General features: G+C 66.2%; 14 protein-coding genes and 1 pseudogene. 13 read left to right on the forward strand and 2 right to left on the reverse strand.

The genetic code is table 11. From position 1 onward, the window contains the following. Positions 1–11: 11 nt before the first annotated feature. The 5 genes and pseudogenes from DEM25_RS13605 to DEM25_RS13620 all read left to right on the forward strand — a co-directional run bounded on the left by DEM25_RS13605 (position 12) and on the right by DEM25_RS13620 (position 7922). On the forward strand, positions 12–1787 hold the full coding sequence (locus tag DEM25_RS13605) for a sodium:solute symporter family protein (protein ID WP_109766279.1): 1776 nt from the start codon (positions 12–14) through the stop codon (positions 1785–1787). A gap of 147 nt (positions 1788–1934) precedes the next feature. Further along, positions 1935–3788: a DUF294 nucleotidyltransferase-like domain-containing protein gene (locus tag DEM25_RS13610; protein ID WP_158585269.1), complete on the forward strand. Its 1854-nt coding sequence runs from the start codon at positions 1935–1937 to the stop codon at positions 3786–3788. A 21-nt stretch (positions 3789–3809) separates the two neighbouring features. Further along, on the forward strand, positions 3810–4373 hold the full coding sequence (locus DEM25_RS17815) for a hypothetical protein (RefSeq protein WP_158585270.1): 564 nt from the start codon (positions 3810–3812) through the stop codon (positions 4371–4373). Positions 4374–4500: 127 nt separating this feature from the next. Next, on the forward strand, positions 4501–6600 hold the full coding sequence (locus DEM25_RS13615; protein ID WP_158585271.1) for a 3'-5' exonuclease: 2100 nt from the start codon (positions 4501–4503) through the stop codon (positions 6598–6600). A 259-nt stretch (positions 6601–6859) separates the two neighbouring features. After that, positions 6860–7922, forward strand: a pseudogene (locus DEM25_RS13620) (MFS transporter). Between the two features lie 16 nt (positions 7923–7938). Here the strand turns inward: DEM25_RS13620 and scpA are convergent. Further along, on the reverse strand, positions 7939–10113 hold the full coding sequence (gene scpA, locus DEM25_RS13625) for a methylmalonyl-CoA mutase (protein WP_109766462.1): 2175 nt from the start codon (positions 10111–10113) through the stop codon (positions 7939–7941). Positions 10114–10183: 70 nt separating this feature from the next. On the opposite strand from scpA, the gene DEM25_RS13630 reads away from it, so the two are divergent. The 6 genes from DEM25_RS13630 to DEM25_RS13655 all read left to right on the forward strand — a co-directional run bounded on the left by DEM25_RS13630 (position 10184) and on the right by DEM25_RS13655 (position 16075). Further along, positions 10184–11155 (forward strand): sugar kinase, encoded by a 972-nt coding sequence (locus tag DEM25_RS13630; RefSeq protein WP_245412916.1) that lies wholly within the window; start codon positions 10184–10186, stop codon positions 11153–11155. Positions 11156–11262: 107 nt separating this feature from the next. Continuing rightward, complete coding sequence (locus DEM25_RS13635; protein WP_109766283.1) at positions 11263–11544, forward strand: acyl carrier protein; 282 nt, start codon at positions 11263–11265, stop codon at positions 11542–11544. Positions 11545–11571: 27 nt separating this feature from the next. Next, positions 11572–12762, forward strand: coding sequence for a beta-ketoacyl-ACP synthase (locus tag DEM25_RS13640; protein WP_109766284.1), 1191 nt, complete (start codon positions 11572–11574; stop codon positions 12760–12762). Beyond that, a complete protein-coding gene (locus DEM25_RS13645; RefSeq protein ID WP_109766285.1) occupies positions 12759–14039 on the forward strand; it encodes a beta-ketoacyl-ACP synthase in 1281 nt (426 codons plus the stop codon). The genes DEM25_RS13640 and DEM25_RS13645 overlap by 4 nt, the downstream gene beginning before the upstream one ends. Positions 14040–14077: 38 nt before the next feature. After that, positions 14078–15109, forward strand: coding sequence for a zinc-binding dehydrogenase (locus DEM25_RS13650; protein ID WP_109766286.1), 1032 nt, complete (start codon positions 14078–14080; stop codon positions 15107–15109). A gap of 9 nt (positions 15110–15118) precedes the next feature. Then, complete coding sequence (locus tag DEM25_RS13655) at positions 15119–16075, forward strand: lipid A biosynthesis lauroyl acyltransferase (RefSeq protein WP_109766287.1); 957 nt, start codon at positions 15119–15121, stop codon at positions 16073–16075. Positions 16076–16112: 37 nt separating this feature from the next. Here DEM25_RS13655 and DEM25_RS13660 read toward each other — a convergent pair whose 3' ends face one another. Next, complete coding sequence (locus DEM25_RS13660) at positions 16113–16541, reverse strand: L,D-transpeptidase (RefSeq protein ID WP_109766288.1); 429 nt, start codon at positions 16539–16541, stop codon at positions 16113–16115. A gap of 207 nt (positions 16542–16748) precedes the next feature. On the opposite strand from DEM25_RS13660, the gene DEM25_RS13665 reads away from it, so the two are divergent. Together DEM25_RS13665 and DEM25_RS13670 are read left to right on the forward strand one after the other, a co-directional pair. After that, on the forward strand, positions 16749–18029 hold the full coding sequence (locus tag DEM25_RS13665) for an acetylornithine deacetylase/succinyl-diaminopimelate desuccinylase family protein (protein WP_109766464.1): 1281 nt from the start codon (positions 16749–16751) through the stop codon (positions 18027–18029). 32 nt (positions 18030–18061) lie between these two features. Further along, complete coding sequence (locus DEM25_RS13670) at positions 18062–19537, forward strand: ABC transporter substrate-binding protein (protein WP_109766289.1); 1476 nt, start codon at positions 18062–18064, stop codon at positions 19535–19537. Positions 19538–19792 lie beyond the last annotated feature (255 nt).

Here is a 19792-nt window from a genome sequence, read left to right on the forward strand (position 1 = left end):
GGACAGACATCATGGATCAAACAACGCTCAATTTCATCGTCGTCGGCCTGTCGTTCGCGCTGTATTTCGGCATCGCGATCTGGGCCCGCGCCGGTTCCACCTCCGAGTTCTATGCCGCCGGCCGCGGCGTGAACCCGGTCCTCAACGGCATGGCCACCGCAGCGGACTGGATGTCCGCCGCATCGTTCATTTCGATGGCCGGCCTGATTGCCTTTGTCGGTTACAACAACTCCCTGTTCCTGATGGGCTGGACCGGCGGCTACGTGCTGATGGCCATGCTGCTTGCGCCCTATCTGCGCAAGTTCGGCAAGTTCACGGTGCCCGAGTTCGTCGGCGACCGTTACTATTCCAACGCCGCGCGCGTGGTGGCCGTCATCTGCCTCATCGTCATCTCCGTGACCTACGTGATCGGCCAGATGCGCGGCGCGGGCATCGCCTTCTCCCGCTTCCTGGAGATCGACATCTTCTGGGGTCTGATCACCGCGGGTGCGGTCGTCTTCGTCTACGCCGTTCTGGGCGGCATGAAGGGCATCACCTACACCCAGGTGGCGCAGTACTGCGTGCTCATCGTCGCCTACACCATCCCGGCGATCTTCATCTCGCTGAACCTGACCGGCAACCCGATCCCGGGCCTGGGCCTGTTCTCGACGATGTCGGAAGGCAATGCGGGCGAAGGTCAGTATTTGCTGGTCACGCTTGACCAGTTGCTGACCGATCTCGGCTTCAGGGAGTATACGGCGACGACCAATCCATGGCTGATGGCGCTCTACACGCTGTCGCTGATGATCGGTACCGCCGGTCTGCCGCACGTCATCATCCGCTTCTTCACCGTTCCGAAGGTGGCCGATGCGCGCTGGTCTGCCGGCTGGGCGCTGGTGTTCATCGCGCTTCTGTACCTGACGGCTCCCGCCGTTGGTGCGATGGCACGCCTGAACATCACCACCACCATGTGGCCTGCTGGTATCGAGGGCGAAGCGGTGGCGGTCGAAGAACTGCCCGACTGGTTCGAGACGTGGCAGGTCACCGGCCTGCTGGGCGTCGAGGACAAGAACGGCGACGGCCGCATCCAGTACTACAACGACGCCAACCCGGACATGCAGGCCATCGCGGCCGAACGCGGCTGGGAAGGCAACGAGCTGGTCACCTTCAACCGTGACATTCTCGTCCTCGCCAACCCCGAGATCGCGCAATTGCCCGGCTGGGTGATCGCACTGATCGCGGCGGGCGGTATCGCGGCGGCACTGTCCACGGCGGCGGGTCTGCTGTTGGCGATCTCGTCGGCGATCAGCCACGATCTGATCAAGTCGGTCTTCAATCCGAACATCTCGGAGAGAGGCGAACTGCTCGCGGCGCGCATATCGATGGCCGTGGCGATCGTCGTGGCGGTCTGGCTGGGTCTGAACCCGCCCGGATTTGCGGCGCAGGTCGTGGCGCTGGCCTTTGGTCTGGCGGCGGCAACGCTGTTCCCGACGCTGATGATGGGCATCTTCTCCAAGCGGATGAACTCCGCCGGCGCGACGGCAGGCATGCTGGCCGGTCTGATCACGACCTGTCTGTACCTGTTCCTGTATCTGGGCTGGTTCTTCATCCCGGGAACTGCGCTGCTGGACAGCTCCCAGTATCTGTTCGGCATCCCGCCAACCCACTTCGGCCCGATCGGCGCGGTGTTCAACTTCGCTGTGGCCTATGCGGTTGCCCAGGCTACCGCAGCTCCGCCCCAGCACATCCAGGATCTGGTCGAAAGCGTCCGGATTCCCCGGGGCGCCGGCGCTGCCGTCGACCACTGATCGAGCGCGGCGGGACATTCCGGTGTCCCGCCGCCCCCACCCGAACACGCAAGGCCCCGCCTTTTTTCACAAGGCGGGGCTTTTTGCATCGCACCAAACCTTCTATGACGCCGGACGAGACCGACCAGACCAATGACGGTTGAACCGATGACAGACAGAGCCCGGGCCTTTGCGGCCTTTGCCGAAGGGCGCGCGCCGTTCCGGGCGCTCAACCCCGACCATTTCTCCGCGCTGACGCGGAACGCGACCGAGCACAGCGCCGCCGCCGAAGAGCTGGTCTGCGCGATCGGCGATCCGATCGCCGGGCTGCATGTGATCACCGCCGGCACGATGCAGCTGATCTCCGCCGAGGGCGAAGTGCTCGCCGACATGCACGCCGGCGACGTGTTCGGCCACCGCGCCCTGTTGCGCGAAGGCAGGGCGATCCTGCGCGTCGAAGCGCGCACCGATGCCGACTATGTGGTCATAGCGGCCCCGACCTTTCTTTCGATCATGGACGCCGATCCGGTCTTCGCCTCCTTTTTCAGGCGCCGTGCCGATGCGCCGGCAACGGCCGCGCCGCGCGCGGCGCCAGCCGTCAACATGGTCGCCACGCGCCTCGGCGACCTGATGACCGAAAAGCCCATGGCGCTGCCTGAAACATCCAGCGTCCGGCAGGCCGCCGAAGCCATGTGGGAGCGGCACATTTCCTGCACGCTCGTTACCGGAGAGGGTGGAAAGCTGGTCGGCATCGTCACCGCCGGCGATCTGGTCGGAAACGTGATCGCCCGCGGCATGGACGCCGAAACCCCGCTGACCGAGGTTATGGCCCGCGATCCGGTCGCGCTCAGCCCCGATGCGACCATGCTCGACGCCGTCATGGTGATGACCGAAAAGCGTATCGGCCACCTGCCGGTCGTCGGCGCCGACGGCACGCCGCAGGGCATCGTCACGCAGACCGATCTGGTGCGCCGGAACTCCAATTCGCTGATCTACATGATCGCCGACATCAACCGCCGCGAGACCTATGATGGGCTCGCCGAGGTCGTTGCGCGCAACCCGCAAATGCTGGTCGAGCTGGTTGCGAGCGGCCTCGAGGGCCATCAGGTCGGCCGGATGATGACCGGCATCACCGATGCGGTGACCCGACGCCTCATCGCGCTTGCCGAGCAAAAGCTCGGCCCCGCGCCCGTGCCGTGGCTGTGGCTCGCCTGCGGCAGCCAGGGACGCATGGAACAGACCGGCGTCTCCGATCAGGACAACTGCCTGTTCCTGTCCGACGATTACGACGAAGACGCCCATGGCGGGTATTTCGCCGAGTTCGCCAGGTTCGTCTCCGACGGGCTGGACGCGGTGGGCTATTTCTACTGCCCCGGCGACATGATGGCGACCAATCCCAAATGGCGTCAGCCGGTGCGGGTCTGGCGCCGCTATTTCGACAACTGGATCGCCAAGCCCGACCCGATGGCGCAAATGCTGGCGAGCGTCATGTTCGACCTGCGGCCGATCGCGGGCGACGAAACGCTGTTCGGCGATCTCAATGTGCGCACGCTCGAAAAAGCGAGCAAGGATTCCATCTTCCGCGCCCACATGATCGCCAACTCGCTGACCCACACCCCGCCGCTCGGCCTGTTCGGCGGGCTCAGCTATGTACGCGGCGGCGAACACAAGAACGCGATCGACATGAAGCTCTCCGGCGTCGTGCCGATCACCGATCTTGGCCGCGCCTATGCGCTGGAAGGCCGCATCGAGGCCGTCAACACGCGCCAGCGGCTGATCACGGCCCGCGACATGGACGGCATCCTGTCCAAGACCGGCGGCAGCGACCTGATCGACGCCTACGACCTGATCGTCGAGCTGCGCCTCAAGCACCAGACCGCGCAGATCCGCGCCGGCGGCAAGCCCGACAACTTCATGGTGCCCGACACGCTGTCCGCGCTCGAACGCAACCATCTCAAGGACGCGTTTTCCGTGGTCAAGACGCTGCAATCGGCGATTGGCCAGGGCGGCGCGCGGCGCTAGTCTCGACAGGGGATCCAAGTCATGCTGCTCACATTCATTGGCGCCATTGTTCTGGCCATCGGCTGCGTCGGTATGGTGTCCCTGGCGTTCCGCGCCACCGGGCGCAAGACGCCCAAGGGCGTGCTGCCGCTGACCGCCGGCGTCGCGATGATCGCCTTCATCGCCTATATCGAGAACTCCTGGTACAGCCGGATCGTCGCCGACCTGCCCGAAAGCCATGTCGTCGTGGCCACCGGCGAACCCTTTTCCAACTTCATCCAGCCCTGGACGCTGATCTTCCCGCGCATCAATCGCTTCATGCTGGTCGATACCGCCACCGTCCGCGTCAACCAGGCCGATCCGTCGCTGCGCCTTGCCGAAGTGATCCTCGTCCAGCGCTATGCGCGCACCATCGTCACCCGTCAGGTGATCGATTGCGAAAACGCCCGCCGCGCAGACCTGACCGACGACATTGCACTGGATGAAGACGGCCTGCCGCAGATCGAGACCTGGATCGACGTGCCCGCCGACGGCGAATTGCTCGGCACGGTGTGCAACGCGCCGGTCACCGGCGTGGAAACCGGCGCTGGCACCAACCCCTCATAGGCCCAAAGACGGGCTGGTTTCCCGGTCCCCGACGGCTCAAACTCCACCCGTCAATCGGGCACTTGTCCGCGCGGTGTTTGCGTGCGGCCTGTGCTGCGCCGACATTCGGGATCGGGAGGTCCGCAACATGCACTGGGTGGAGCGCCTCAGCCTGCGCGCCCGCATTGCCCTGTTCTTTGCGCTGATCGGTGCGGTCAGCGTGGCGCTGCTGGTCGCCGCGATCGTCTGGCTGTCGATCCGCCTTGGCGCCGAGGCGGCCGACCATATCGTGCTGATCGTCGGCGGTTCCGCCTTTGCCATCGCCGGTCTGATCGCCTGGGTGGCGCTCAAGTTCGACGAGAACCTCGCCAAGCCGCTGATGGCCATCGCCGCCGATCTCAAGACCATAGCCCACAGCGACGGCAAGGCGATGAAGCTCGACAGCGAGGGCGAATATCTGGGCATGATCGCGCCCGCCGCGCGCGAAGTGTCGAGCGCGCTGATCGAGGCGCGCGAGCGCACCGATGCAGCCATCGAAACCGCGATGCGCGACGCCGCGCGCCAGAAGGCGGCGCTGGAGGCGCTGTTGCGCGACCTGCATCAGGGCCTTGTCGTGTGCACCATGACCGGCCGCGTCACGCTCTACAATCATCGCGCCGTCGAAATCCTCCATGTCGAGGAATTCCGGCGTGACGACCCCGCCTCGACCGACGTGATGATCGGGTCGCTCGGCCTTGGCCGCGATTTCTTCAACATTGTCGATGCGGCGCCATTCAGCGCAGCGCTCAGCGCCTTCGAGGCGCCGGCCGACCCGTCCAACCCGCTGCCGATCGAGGGGCTCGGATCGTTCCCGATCGTCTTTTCGACCTGCGACGGCGCCGTGACGATGCGCGGCCAGGTCGCGCTGCGCCTCAACGAGGCGGGCAACGCGCCGGCCGGCTTCATCACCGTCTTCGACGATATCACCACCGAACTGGCCGCAGGCCTCGAACGCGACCGGGTACTGCGCGAGGCGATCGACGGCATCCGCACGGCGATCGATGACAGCGGCGAAACGCCGGCATCTGCACCGTTGACCACAGCGCTCAAGCGCCTCGAACTGGCATCGAACAACATCATCGCCTCGGCCTGGCCGATGGCCGATGTGGCTGCAGGCCGGCTGTTCGGCGCCGTGCGCAAGACACTTTCAGGAAGCGCCGTCGCCGTCGAAACCGCCGGAAATGGCGAACTCATCCATGCCGACAGCGCCACGCTGATCGCCCTGCTGCGCAACCTCGCCGACGGGCTGGCCGAACGCGGCGATGTCGAAAAACTCGCTCTGAAGGCGAGCGGCTTGGGCCATGCGCGGCAGATCGCCATCACCGTGACCGGCGCGCCGCCCGGCGCGGCATGGCTGGAGGCGCGCCTGTCGGAAAACGCCGATGCCGGCACCGCCTTCCTGTCGGGCCGCTCGATCCTCGAACGCCATTGCGCGACGGCGACCGTGAAGGGCGATACCATCCTGATCGATTTCCCCGTCAACACCGGCGCACGCGGAACGACCGGCAAGGACACCGCGCCGGTGCTCGATGCGCGGCCCGAATTTTACGATTTCGACCTGTTCGAGCGCGACACGTCCAAAGACCTGCTCGACGTGCCCCTCAGCGAACTGCATGCCGTGGTCTTCGACTGCGAGATGACCGGGCTCGATCCGCGCCGCGGCGACGAGATCGTCTCGATCGCCGGCGCGCGCGTGGTCAACGGGCGGGTGTTGAGCGGCGAGATCTTCGATCTTTTCGTCAATCCCGGACGGACCATCCCGGCGGCCTCGACCAACATCCATCACATCACCGACGCCATGGTCGCCGATGCGCCCTTGATCCCCTCCGCGCTCAAGCGCTTTCACGCCTTTGCCAAGGACCAGGTGCTTGTGGCCCACAATGCCGCCTTCGACATGGCGTTCCTGGCCAAGGGCGAGAAGGCGGCCGGTGTCAAGTTCGACAATGTCGTGCTCGACACGGTTCTGCTCGCCGCGCACCTGCAGGGTGCCGAGAGCGAATTGTCGCTGGACGGGCTGGCCGAGCGGTTCAATGTCGAGATCGCGGAGCACGACCGCCACACGGCGCGCGGCGACGCGATCGCCACGGCTCATGTCTTCGTCAAGCTGATCCGGCTGCTCGAGGCGAGCGGCGTCGTCACGCTGGGCGACGCGCTGCGCGTTTCCGAGGACCAGACGGCAATCCGCCGCCGCCAGGCAGCCTACGGATAAGGATGGCCGTTGCGCTGTTGCGCACGGCGTATTAGCGTGCCGCCGAGGAGATATCAGATGACGAAAATGTCAATCGTACTGCAATCATACAGGTGCACGGGACCCTAGCGGGAACCCGATCGTTTGGTCATGCGCCCCCGAACACTGTTCGGGGGCTTTTTTGTTTATAAGGAACGGAAAAGCCATGCGGACTTCGCTCTCGCCGCCCGCCCCGACGACCTTGTTCATGCTGGCCGCCCTTCCGCCATTGACGTTGAACATGATCGTGCCGTCGCTGACCAACATCGCTGCGGACCTGAAGGCCGACTATGCTGCCGTCAGCCTTGCACTCGGCGGCTACCTGGCGGTGACGGCACTGGCCGAACTGGCCATAGGTCCGGTCGCCGATCGCATCGGCCGCCGTCCGGTCCTGCTNTTTCAGAATGCTTCAGGCCGGCGCAATTGCCGGCTTCGTCCTGTCGCTGGCCATCGTGCGTGACCTGGCAGACGGCCCGGACGTCGCGCGGCGGCTCGGCCGAATCAGCATGGTCATGGCAATCGCCCCAATGCTCGGTCCTATCCTCGGCAGCTTGCTCGATGTCGCGGTCGGCTGGCGGGCCGTGTTTGCGCTCTATGCTGTCTTGGGCGCTGGCCTCTTGCTGCGTGTCTGGACCGACCTTGGTGAGACCCTGCCCCACGCATCGGGCGTTGAAGACCCGCATGCCCGGAAGGCGTCGCGGCTCCTCGGCGAACCCCTCTTCTGGTGCTACGCGCTCTGCACCGCCTTTTCGACCGGTGCGTTTTTTGTTTTCATCGCCGGCGCGCCGCTGATCGCGGTCACCGCGTTCGGGATCACGACGGCGCAATTGGGTGCCATCGTCGGCTCGATCACTGCCGGCTTTTTGATCGGCAGCTTTCTCACCACCCGTTTGGTTCTGCGCTTCGCCCCCGACATGGTGATGCTTGCAGGACGCATCGTCGCATGCGTGGGAATGCTGTCGGGTCTTGCCATCCTGGGAGCCGGTATCGCCACACCCTTCACCTTTTTCGGCTGCACCGTTTTCGTTGGATTGGGCAACGGGCTGACGATGCCCAACGCCAACGCGGGCGCCATGTCAGTCCGGCCGCATCTGGCCGGCAGCGCGGCGGGCGTCACCGGCGCGCTGACACTGGCCGGCGGCGCAGCGCTAACCAGCCTGACCGGTTTTGTGCTGACACCCGACGCGGCGGCCGCGTTGCTAGCCCTGATGTTGCTGACATCCTTAGCCGGGCTCGTCGCCGCAACCGGCGTGCTGGTCCTGAAAAAGCGGCAGCGTCGGCTTGCCGCGGCCCGCGCGGCGTGAGGCAACCGGCCCCGCCCTACTCGGCGGCTTCGGTCGGATAGTTGCGGCGGCGTTCGCGCTCGTCGAGCAGGTCGAGCAGGTTCTCGGCCGCTTTCAGAATGTCGGTTCCGGGCCCGAAGATCGCCGCCACGCCCGCCTGCCGGAGAAAATCGTAATCCTGCGCCGGGATCACGCCTCCCACGATCACCGCCTTGTCGGCCGCATCGCGCGCCGCCAGTTCCTTGACGAGAATCGGCGCCAGCGTCTTGTGGCCCGCCGCATGCGAACTCATGCCGACAAGCTCCACATCATGGTCGACAGCCATCTGCGCCGCCTCGTCCGGCGTCTGGAACAGCGGGCCGACATGGACGTCGAACCCCATGTCGCCAAACGCCGTGGCGATCACCTTGGCGCCCCGGTCGTGCCCGTCCTGCCCCATCTTGGCGATGAAGATCGACGGCGGCTTGCCGGCGCGATCCTTGCGCGCCTCGATCCGCGCCCGCACGCCGGCGAACCGCTCGTCGCCCGCATAGGCTTCGCCATAGACGCCCTTGATGGTGATCACATCGGCCACGTGCCGGCCGAACGCCGTTTCCATCGCCGATGATATCTCGCCGACGGTGGCGCGCTTGCGGGCTGCGTCCACGGCGAGTTCGAGCAGATTGCCCTCACCCGATTTCGCGGCCTCGGTCATCGCGGAAAGCGCGGCCTGGCATGCCGTCTCGTCGCGGCTCGCCCGGATGCGCTTGAGCCGCGCCACCTGGCTGGCCCGCACCGCCGTGTTGTCGATGTCCAGAATGTCGATCTCGTCTTCTTTTTCGAGCCGGAACCTGTTGACGCCGACAATCACCTCCTCGCCCCGGTCGACGGCGGCCTGACGCCGGGCGGCGGCCTCCTCGATCAGCCGCTTGGGCAGCCCATCCTGCACCGCCCGGGTCATGCCGCCGAGCGCTTCGACTTCCTCGATCAGCGCCCAGGCCTTGTCGGCCATCTCTTTCGTCAGGCTCTCGACATAGTAGGAGCCGGCCAGCGGATCGACGGTCCTGGTCACGCCGGTCTCGTTCTGCAGGATGAGCTGCGTGTTCCGCGCGATGCGCGCGGAGAATTCCGTTGGCAAGGCAATGGCTTCGTCAAAGGAGTTCGTGTGCAGCGATTGCGTGCCGCCGAGCGCCGCCGCCATCGCCTCATATGCCGTGCGCACTATGTTGTTGTAGGGGTCCTGCTCCTGCAGCGACACGCCGGACGTCTGGCAGTGCGTGCGCAGCATCGACGATTGCGGCTTTTTCGGCTCGAACTCGTCCATGATCTTCGCCCACAAGAGGCGTGCGGCGCGCAGCTTGGCCGCCTCCATGAAAAAATTCATGCCAATGCAGAAGAAGAAGGACAGCCGCCCGGCGAACGCGTCGACATCCATGCCTTTCTTGAGCGCCGCGCGGACATATTCGCGCCCGTCGGCCAGCGTGAAGGCCAGTTCCTGCACCAGCGTCGCGCCCGCCTCCTGCATGTGATAGCCGGAGATCGAGATGGAATTGTACTTCGGCATCTCCGCCGCCGTGTATTCGATGATGTCGGCGACGATCCGCATCGAGGCTTCGGGCGGGTAGATGTAGGTGTTGCGGACCATGAACTCCTTCAAAATGTCGTTCTGGATGGTTCCGGACAGTTTCGCCCGGTCGACGCCCTGCTCCTCGCCGGCGACGATGAACATCGCCAGCACCGGGATGACGGCGCCGTTCATCGTCATCGACACGCTCATTTCCTCAAGCGGAATGCCGTCGAACAGGATCTTCATGTCCTCGACCGAATCGATCGCGACACCCGCCTTGCCGACATCGCCGACGACACGGTCATGGTCGGAATCATAGCCCCGGTGGGTGGCCAGATCGAAGGCGACCGACAGGCCCTTCTGGCCGGCGGCCAGCGCCTTGCGGTAGAACGCGTTGGAATCCTCGGCCGTCGAAAAGCCGGCATATTGCCGGATCGTCCAGGGCCGGCCGGCATACATCGTCGCGCGCGGACCGCGTGTGAAGGGCGCCATGCCCGGCAGGCCGCCCAGATGGTCCGCGCCCTCCAGATCGGCCTCGGTATAGAGAGGCTTGACGGCGATGCCCTCGGGTGTCTTCCAGACCAGATCGTCCGGCGACATGCCCTTCAACTCGCGCTCGGCAAGCGCGCGCCAATCGTCCAGTGTCGGCTTTTCCCTGTCTGCCATGGCGCGTCTCCATCCCGTGATCGATGCCCGTTCATAATGCGCCCGCCAGCGCCCGCAATGCAACGAATGTATGGACGTCCCCGGCGCGCGCCGCTATCAGCCGCCCATGCGCGTGGTCTCCATCGGCGAATGCATGATCGAACTGTCCGGCCGCTCCGGTGCGAGCTGGCAGCAGGGCTTTGCCGGCGACACGCTGAACACGCTGTGGTATCTGCGTGCGCTTTTGCCCGATGAGGCGGTCACCGACTATGTCACCGCTTTTGGCGACGACCCGTTCTCGGCCGAGCAGATCGCTTTTCTGGCGGACAACCGCATCGGCATCGCCGAAAGCCCGACGGTCGCCGGCAAGGCGCCGGGGCTTTACGCGATCGCGCTGGACGCAGCCGGCGAACGCTCCTTCACCTATTGGCGCAGCGAGGCCGCCGCCCGTCACCTGGCCGACGATGCGGCCGCGCTGGGGCAAAGCCTTGCCGGCGCCGATCTCGTCTATGTCTCCGGTATCACGCTCGCCATTCTCGATGCCGACGCCCGCCAACGCCTGACGGACGCGCTGGAGGTCGCGCGCGACGCCGGCGCCATGATCGCCTTCGACCCCAATTACCGCCCCCGCCTTTGGCCCGATGAACAACAGGCGCAAACCGCCATCGAAGCCGGCTATCGGACGAGCACGATCGTGCTGCCGACCTTCGACGACGAAGCCATGCTTTTCGGCGACGCATCGCCCGAAGCAACCGCCGGGCGGATCGCCGCCCACGGCCCCGAGACGATCATCGTCAAATGCGGCGCCGCCGCCGCGCTTGTCCATCATGACGGCACACCCGAAACGGTCGCCCCAGAAGCAGGAATTGTTCCCGTCGATACGACCGGCGCCGGCGACAGCTTCAACGGCGGCTGGCTCGCCGCTCATCTTGCCGGTCGCGGCCCGGCCGATGCGACGCGTTTCGCCCATCGCGTTGCCGGCCGCGTCATCGGCCATCACGGCGCGCTTTTGCCGATGGGTGACCTTGACGATCTGCGGCGGGCGAACACCGGCGCCGGCTGACCAAAACGGCCTTTTCCTTCGCGCCCAAACCGGATAGACACGCGCTCGAACAAAGGCCGGGCGAAAGGCCCGCGCGCCGCAACGCGCAAGAACAAAGGACACCGAAAGTGGCCACCACGTTTGACAAAGTCGCCGACATCATCGCCGAGACCAGCGAGATCGACCGCGAAACCATCACGCCCGAAAGCCACACGATCGACGATCTGGGCATCGACAGCCTCGATTTCCTCGACATCGTTTTTGCGATCGACAAGGAGTTCGGCATCAAGATTCCGCTCGAGCAGTGGACCCAGGATGTCAATGACGGCAAGGTTCCCACCGAGGAATATTTCGTCATCAGCAATCTGTGCGGCAAGATCGACGGGCTGGTCGCCGCCAAGGCCGCCTGACATCCCCCACACCGGAGGCAACCGGACATAGTGGCCCATTCCGCCGTCATCACCGGCATCGGCATCGTCACCGCCATGGGCGTCGGCCTAGAGGCCAACTGGCAGGCGCTGACCGATGGTTCCGCTCCGGTGGTCGATGCCGACCGCTTTGCGCCCTATCCGGTGCATCCGGCGCCAGAGATCGACTGGTCCGAACAGATCCCCAAGCGCGGCGACCAGCGCCAGATGGAGGCCTGGCAGCGCCTTGGCACCTATGCGGCGGGCCTCGCGCTCGACGATGCCGGCATCAAGGGCGACGAAGCCCTGACCGGCACGATGGACATGATCGTTGCCGCTGCCGGCGGCGAGCGCGATGTGGCTGTCGACGCCATGATCCTCGCCGAGGCCGCTGCGGGCCGCAACGACATCGGTGTCCTGATCAATGAAAAGCTGACCACCGAACTGCGCCCGACGCTGTTCCTGGCGCAATTGTCCAACCTTCTGGCCGGCAACATTTCGATCGTCCACAAGGTCACCGGCTCGTCGCGCACCTTCATGGGCGAGGAAGGCGCGGCCATGTCGGCGGTGCAAACCGCCGTCGCGCGCATCCGCGCCGGCCAGTCCACCCACGCGCTGGTCGGTGCCGCCTTCAACGCCGAACATCCCGACATGCTGCTCGGCTACGAGATGAACCGGCATCTGGCGCGCGGGCCGTGGAAACCGGTCGCCGAACGCGCATCCGGTGAAGGCGGCGGTCTCGTCGCCGGCTCCGGCGGTGTCTTTCTGGTCATCGAGGAGGCCCGCCACGCGGCCGCGCGCGGCGCGGCGGTCCATGCCGCCATCGGCCCGGTCACCGTCGATGCGGGCGATGCCGACGGCACGCCATCGCGCCTCGAACGGCTCGCCAACGAGACCGGCCTCGACGACGCCGACATGATCGTCTCGGCCAATTCCGGCGCCCTTGCCCGCAATGCCGCCGAGGCCGCACTTGCCGCCGCGCGCTGGCCCGAAAGGCCCGTGCGCGCCATTGCCAACAAGACCGGCCATCTGCGCGAGGCGCAGTTTCCGCTCGCCATCGCCGTTGCGGCCCTGTCGATCGCCAAGGGCCGGCCGGTGGCGCCGCTCGAAGCCGCCGAAGCGTCCGCCGGCGGCCCGCCCGGCACCATCGGCGTGGTCGCGCTCGGCCATCAGGTTGCCGAGGCGATGGTCCGCATATCCACACCGGAGCAGGCAAGATGAGCGCCGTCACCGACAAGGCCGGCCGGCCGCTGATCGCCATCACCGGCGCGGGCATCGTCTCGCCGCTCGGACGCGGCAAGACCGACAATTGGGCGGCACTGACCGCTGGCCGCTCGGGCATTCACCGCATCGCCCGCTTTCCCACCGACCATTTGCGCACGACCATCGCCGGCACCGTCGATTTCATGACCGCGCCCGAGGATGGCTCCACTGCCCTCACCTACGCACTGGCCGAAGCCGCCGCGCTCGAAGCACTTGAGGAAGCTGGCTTTTCGAGTGATTTCGGCGGACCCTTGTTCGTCGCCGCCCCTCCGGTCGAACTGGAATGGCACCAGCGGCTGTCGCTCGATGCGGAAGGAGCGGCGCTGGGCGAAGGCGATGCGGGCTATGACCGGATCCTGGCCGCGGCCCGCGCAACGCCCCACCCGCAGCATTCCGGCAATGTCTATTTCGGCTCGACGGCATTGCGGCTGAAGGAAAAGACCGGCGCGCGCGGCCTTCCGGTGACGCTGTCGACCGCCTGCGCGTCGGGCGCGACCGCCATCCAGCTTGGCGCCGAGGCGATCCGGCGCGGCGAGGCCGAGCGCGCTCTCAGCGTCGGCACCGACGGGTCGGTCACCGCCGAGGCGCTGATCCGCTTCTCGCTCCTGTCCGCCCTTTCGACCCAGAACGACGTGCCGGAACAGGCCTCCAAGCCCTTTTCCAAGGACCGAGACGGCTTCGTGATGGCCGAGGGCGCCGGCGCGTTCGTCATGGAAACGCTGGAGAGCGCCCGCGCCCGTGGCGCGACCGTTCTGGGCATCCTGGAAGGCTGCGGCGAAAAGGCCGACGATTTCCACCGCACCCGCTCCAAGCCTGACGGTTCGCCCGCCATCGCCGCCGTCAACGCCGCGCTTGGCGATGCCGGCGTTGCCCCTTCCGATATCGGCTACATCAACGCGCACGGCACCTCGACGCCGGAAAACGACAAGATGGAATGCCTGTCGCTGACAGAAGTCTTCGGCGAGGGGCTGGGCGGCGTGCCGATCTCGTCCAACAAGTCGATGATCGGCCACACGCTGACCGCCGCCGGTGCCATCGAGGCCGTTTTTTCGCTGATGACGATCCGGACCGGAACGCTGCCGCCGACGATCAACCACGCCAACCCCGATCCGGCGCTGGCGCTTGACTGCGTGCCCAACGAGAAACGCGATGCGGCGGTGACGCGTGTCCTGTCCAATTCGTTCGGTTTCGGCGGCCAGAACACCTGCCTTGTCATCGCGGCCGAACCCGCTTAGAGCGGGCGCACTCGCAATCCGTCCGGCAAGGATCCTGCATGCGCGCGCTTCAGCTCGTTGAAGACCGGAAAGTCGAACGTGTCACCATCGGCCCGCCGCCGCCCCCCGGCCAGGGCGAGGTCCGCCTGCGCGTGCAGGCCGTCGCGCTGAACCATATCGATGTGTGGGGCTGGCGCGGCATGGCGTTCGCCAAGCGCAAACTGCCGCTGACGATCGGCGCGGAGGCGAGCGCGGTCGTCGATGCGGTCGGCGCCGGCGTCTCCAACCTTCTGCCCGGTCAACTCGTCTCCATCTTCGGCGCGCGGACCTGCGGCCTTTGCCGCGCCTGCCGGCAGGGCCGGGACAATCTGTGCGAGCATGTCGGCGGCGTGCACGGCTTTCATCTGGACGGCTTTGCCGCCGAGATCGTCACCATGCCGGCGCGCAACTGCGTGCCCGCCCCGCCCGGCGTCGATGCCGTCGGTGCGGCGCTCGCGCCGATCACCTTCGGCACGGTCGAACACATGCTGTTCGACAACGCAAAGCTGGAACCGGGCGAGACGATCCTCGTCCATGCCGGCGGCTCGGGCATCGGCTCCGCCGCCATCCAGCTTGCCAAAAGCCATGGCTGCACGGTCATCACCACCGTCGGCTCGGACGCCAAGATCGAACCGGCCAAGGCGCTCGGCGCCGACCATGTGATCAACTATCGCGAGGACCGGTTCGAGGGCGCCGTCCGCAAGCTGACCAAGAAGCGCGGCGTCGATGTCGTCTTCGAGCATGTTGGCGCCGACACCTGGGCCGGCTCCATGCTGTCGCTCAAACGCGGCGGGCGGCTCGTCACCTGCGGCTCGACCTCCGGCGTTTCAGCGCCGACCAATCTGATGATGCTGTTCCAGCAGCAATTGCGGCTGATCGGCTCGTTCGGCTGCACGATGGCCAACATGGCCGACGCCATGGAGAAGATGGCGCGCGGGCTGGCCGCGCCCGTGATCGACACCGAGGTCGGCTTCGACGGCATCGACGCGGCGCTGGCGCGCATGGAGACGCGCGACGTCTTCGGCAAGATCGTTCTGCGGATGGATGGCTGAGCGACGGCCATGACGCCCGCCCAGGTCCGACTGCTGAAGCTGACCCAGCGGGCCAAGCGCGCGCGCTACTGGCTCGAAGCCCATCTGACCTTTGCCATTCTGGCCGTCCTGAAACTGCTGCCGGCCGATGCCGCGATAAACGCGCTGGCGGCCCTGCTTTCGCGGGTCGGTCCGCTGCTGCCGCGCCAGCGGGTGGTCCTCGACAATCTGGACAAGGCGATGCCGGAACTGTCCGGCGACGAGCGCCGCGCCATCGCCCGGCGCATGTGGGGCAATATGGGCCGCCAGGTGGCCGAATATGTCGTATTGGACAAGCTTTTCGATTTCGACCCCGATGCCGACCAGGACGGCCGCATCGAGGTGCGCGGCAAGGACATCTTCATTCGCCTTCACGAGGCCGGAAAGCCGGTGATCTTCTTCACCGGCCATACCGGCAATTTCGAACTGCTGCCCATCTGCGCGGCGACCTTCGATCTCGAGGTGACCGCCCTGTTCCGCCCGCCCAACAATCCCTACGTGGCAAAGCGCGTGCTGGCGGCGCGCAAGACGACGATGGGCCAGCTCGTACCGTCCAAGACAGGCGCCGCCGCCGGTCTCGCCCGCGCACTGTCGGACGGCAGGTCGGTCGGCGTGCTGGTCGACCAGAAGTTCCACCGCGGCCGGCTCGGCACATTTTTCGGACAGCCCGTGCGCACCAATCCGCTGCTGCCCAAGCTGGTGCGCCAGTTCGACTGTCCGGTCCATCCGGCGCGCTGTGTGCGCCTGCCCGGCAACCGCTTCCGGCTGGAACTGGAAGAAGCGATCGAACTGCCGCGCGACGGCGACGGCAAGATCGATCTGGATGGATCGACGCAGGTGCTCAACGATGTGGTCGAGCGCTGGGTGCGGGAGTACCCCGACCAGTGGATGTGGATGCACCGGCGCTGGGATCCCAAGACGCTGGCCGATCCCCGATCCCGCAACTGAAAACGGCGCCCGGAAGGCGCCGCCGTCGACCCATCGCTCAGTGGCGGATGCGCACCCGCATGTTGCTCGGCCCGACCTGGCGTGTCAGGTCGTAAAGACGCTTGGCATTGGCTGTGTGCAGCCGCACGCAACCGGCCGAGGCCGGACGGCCAAGCCGCGACACCGCGCCGGTGCCATGGATTGCGTAGGGCCCGCGGAAGAAGATCGAATACGGCATGTTCGACCCGTAAATGGTCGAACGCCATTTGCGGTGCATGCGCTGCGGCCGGAACGTGCCGATCGGCGTCACCTTGCCCGGGCGGGCGGTGGAAACCGGCCATCGGTAGAGTACGCGGCCATCCTTGCGCACCGTCATGGTCTGACTGGAAATATCGACATCGGCGACCAGCCGTGCGGCAACCGCATCGCCCGCCGTCGGAAACGCGATGGCGACCGCCAGCGCAAAGATCAGAAGAAACTGTTTCATCGGCCTCGCCCCCGAATGAACGCAAAACTAAAAGAACCGGCCTCAGCGTACTGCCAACGCCGGCAGGCGTCAAAGTCCGCCCGCCATCCTTCTGCCGTTAGTCTTAATGGCGGTCTGTGCGCGGGCGCACAGACGGCACCGCCGCGCACAGGGGCCAAACCCCGAAAATCGCTTGCAAAACAGCCGGGCGCGCGCACTATGCCGGCCATGTCCGAGCATCTGCGCAAGGCCGTCGAGGACCGGCGCGACGAGGTCGTCGCGCTGACGCAGGCACTTGTCCGCTTCCCCACCGTCAACCCGCCGGGCGATGCCTACGGGCCATGCGCCGAGTTCATCGCAAAGCGCCTGCATCGGTCCGGCTATGAGACACGGCTGATCGTCGCCGAGGGCGAGCCGGGCCACACCGACCGCTTTCCGCGCGTCAATGTCATCGCCCGGCGCGAAGGCCGCGCGCCCGGCAAGACCGTCCATTTCAACTCCCATATCGATGTCGTCGAGGCCGGCCATGGCTGGTCCGTCGATCCGTTCGAAGGCGTGATCCGGGACGGCAAGGTGTTCGGGCGCGGCACCTGCGACATGAAGGGCGGTCTCGCCACCTCCATCATCGCCGCCGACGCCTTCATCGAAACCTTTCCGGACTATTCCGGCGCCATCGAGATTTCCGGCACGGTGGACGAGGAATCGGGCGGCTATGCCGGCGTCGGCCATCTGGCCAAACAGGGCCTGTTCTCGCGCCCGCGCGTCGACCACGTCATCATCCCCGAGCCGCTCAACAAGGACCGTATCTGCCTGGGCCATCGCGGCGTCTGGTGGGCCGAGATCGAAACCCATGGCCGCATCGCGCACGGTTCCATGCCCTTTCTGGGCGATTGCGCCGTGCGCCACATGGGCGCGGTGCTCGCCGCCTTCGAGCACGACCTGTTTCCGGCGCTCGCCGCCCGGCGCACCGACATGCGCGTCGTGCCCGATGGCGCCCGCGCCTCCACCCTCAACATCAATGCCATCCATGGCGGGCAGACCGACGACCATACCGGTCTGCCCTCTCCCAACGTGCCCGACCGCTGCGCCATGACCATCGACCGCCGCTTCCTGCTCGAGGAAAGCCTCGACGATGTGAAGGCGGAAGTGGTCGCCATCCTCGACCGGCTCAGGCGTGAGCGGCCCGGCTTCGCCTATGCCATCCGCGATGTGATGGAGGTGCTGCCGACCATGACCGAACGCGACGCGCCGGTCGTCACAGCCGTCGCCGCAGCCATCGAGGCCGAATTCGGCCGCGCGCCCGATTACGTCATCTCACCGGGCACATACGACCAGAAGCACATTGCCCGCATCGGCCATCTGCATGACTGCATCGCCTATGGCCCCGGCATTTTGGACCTCGCCCACCAGCCCGACGAATGGATCGGCATCGACGACATGGTGCAAAGCGCCCATGTGATGGCCGCCGCAATCCATGGTTTGCTGACAGGGGCCGCCGAACCTGCTTAACTGACGACGGATTTCACGGGAGGCATTCCGCCATGATCGCACGTTTCGCCCTGGCCGCCACGGCCGCCTTCGCCATGACCGTTTCGGCCCATGCCGAGCGCACGGACCTGACCATCGGCGTGGTGCTCGAGCCGCCCCATCTCGACCCGACCGCCGGCGCAGCCGCGGCGATCGACGAGGTGGTCTATGCCAACGTCTTCGAGGGACTGACACGCATCGGCCGCGACGGCGCCGTGCAACCTGGCCTTGCGGAAAACTGGATCATCTCCGACGACGGGCTAACCTACACGTTCGAGCTGCGCGAAGGCGTCACCTTCCATGACGGCACCGCGCTCGACGCCGGAGACGTGGTCTTCTCGCTCGACAGGGCGCGTGGCGAGGACTCCGTCAACGCCCAGAAGGGCCTGTTCGACGCCATCGAAAGCGTCGCCCAGATGGACGAGCTGACGGTCGAAGTGACGCTGTCGCGGCCCGCCGGCGATTTTCTCTACAATATGGGCTGGGGCGATGCGGTGATCGTCGCGCCCGAAAGCGCCGAGACCAACAAGGAAAACCCCGTCGGCACCGGCCCGTTCACCTTCGTCGAATGGCAAAAGGGCGCCGCCGTCACGCTCCAGCGCAACGACGCCTATTGGGGCGATGCGCCCGCGCTGACCGAAGTGACCTTCCGTTTCATCCCCGACCCGGCCGCCGCCACAGCCGCGCTTCTGGCCGGCGACGTGCAGGCCTATCCGAACCTGCCGGCGCCCGAATCGATCCCCGTGTTCGAGGCCGATCCGCGCTTCACCGTCGCCATCGGCTCGACCGAGGGCGAAACCATCCTGTCGACCAACAACGCCAAGCCGCCCTTCGACGATGTCCGCGTGCGCCAGGCGATCGCCCACGCGATCGACCGGCAGGCGATCATCGACGGCGCCATGTTCGGCCTTGGCACCCCGATCGGCTCGCATTTCGCCCCGCACCACCCCGCCTATGTCGAACTGTCGGAAACCTATCCCTACGATCCCGACCGCGCCCGCGAACTTCTCGCCGAAGCAGGCCATGGCGACGGCATCACCGGCACGCTGAAACTGCCGCCGCCCTCCTATGCGCGCCGCGGCGGCGAGATCATCGCCGCGCAACTGCGCGAAGTGGGCATCGACCTGGAAATCGAGCCGGTCGAATGGGCGCAGTGGCTCGAACAGGTCTTCACCAACAAGGATTACGACCTGACCATCGTCTCGCACACCGAGCCCAACGATATCGGCATCTACGCGCGCGACGATTACTACTTCCAGTACGAAAACCCCGACTTCAACGCCGTGATCGAAGAGCTGTCGGTGACCGCCGGCGAAGACGCCCGCTATGAGCTCTTCCGCCAGGCCCAGCAGATTTTGGCCGAAGACGCGGTCAACGGCTTCCTCTTCCAACTCGCCAAGAACGGCATCTGGGACGCAAAGCTGGAAGGCATGTGGGAGAATTCGCCGGTCCAGGCCAACGATGTGACCGGGGTCAGGTGGACGGAGTGAGGGGGCTTGTCGTCACTGACGCCTGACCCCGTTGGTCGACCGACCGCTCTGCGGACGGAGCTGACGTGGATGGAACGCATCTCAATGGCCGCTTCTGAGAAGTTATCCATCGACGCGAGGGTGGGGCAAGCGTCGTGACGGTGTGGAGCGTAGGGCTCACCGAAAAGATGCGGTTCGATGCGCTGGATCCCTGCCTTCCACGGGGCACCACGAACCCAATCCCGCGTACGCGATCGTTCAAGACCGGGAAGCCTG

The organism is Oceaniradius stylonematis (assembly GCF_003149475.2).
GTDB lineage: Bacteria > Pseudomonadota > Alphaproteobacteria > Rhizobiales > Rhizobiaceae > Roseitalea > Roseitalea stylonematis.

Bases quoted from the DNA above. Each gene is read 5' to 3' on its own strand.
- DEM25_RS13655 (WP_109766287.1), top strand. From the start codon at position 15,119: ATGACGCCCGCCCAGGTCCGACTGCTGAAGCTGACCCAGCGGGCCAAG.
- DEM25_RS13605 (WP_109766279.1), top strand. From the start codon at position 12: ATGGATCAAACAACGCTCAATTTCATCGTCGTCGGCCTGTCGTTCGCG.
- DEM25_RS17815 (WP_158585270.1), top strand. From the start codon at position 3,810: ATGCTGCTCACATTCATTGGCGCCATTGTTCTGGCCATCGGCTGCGTC.
- DEM25_RS13670 (WP_109766289.1), top strand. From the start codon at position 18,062: ATGATCGCACGTTTCGCCCTGGCCGCCACGGCCGCCTTCGCCATGACC.
- DEM25_RS13660 (WP_109766288.1), bottom strand. From the start codon at position 16,541: ATGAAACAGTTTCTTCTGATCTTTGCGCTGGCGGTCGCCATCGCGTTT.
- DEM25_RS13630 (WP_245412916.1), top strand. From the start codon at position 10,184: ATGGACGTCCCCGGCGCGCGCCGCTATCAGCCGCCCATGCGCGTGGTC.
- scpA (WP_109766462.1), bottom strand. From the start codon at position 10,113: ATGGCAGACAGGGAAAAGCCGACACTGGACGATTGGCGCGCGCTTGCC.
- DEM25_RS13645 (WP_109766285.1), top strand. From the start codon at position 12,759: ATGAGCGCCGTCACCGACAAGGCCGGCCGGCCGCTGATCGCCATCACC.
- DEM25_RS13610 (WP_158585269.1), top strand. From the start codon at position 1,935: ATGACAGACAGAGCCCGGGCCTTTGCGGCCTTTGCCGAAGGGCGCGCG.
- DEM25_RS13665 (WP_109766464.1), top strand. From the start codon at position 16,749: ATGTCCGAGCATCTGCGCAAGGCCGTCGAGGACCGGCGCGACGAGGTC.
- DEM25_RS13650 (WP_109766286.1), top strand. From the start codon at position 14,078: ATGCGCGCGCTTCAGCTCGTTGAAGACCGGAAAGTCGAACGTGTCACC.
- DEM25_RS13615 (WP_158585271.1), top strand. From the start codon at position 4,501: ATGCACTGGGTGGAGCGCCTCAGCCTGCGCGCCCGCATTGCCCTGTTC.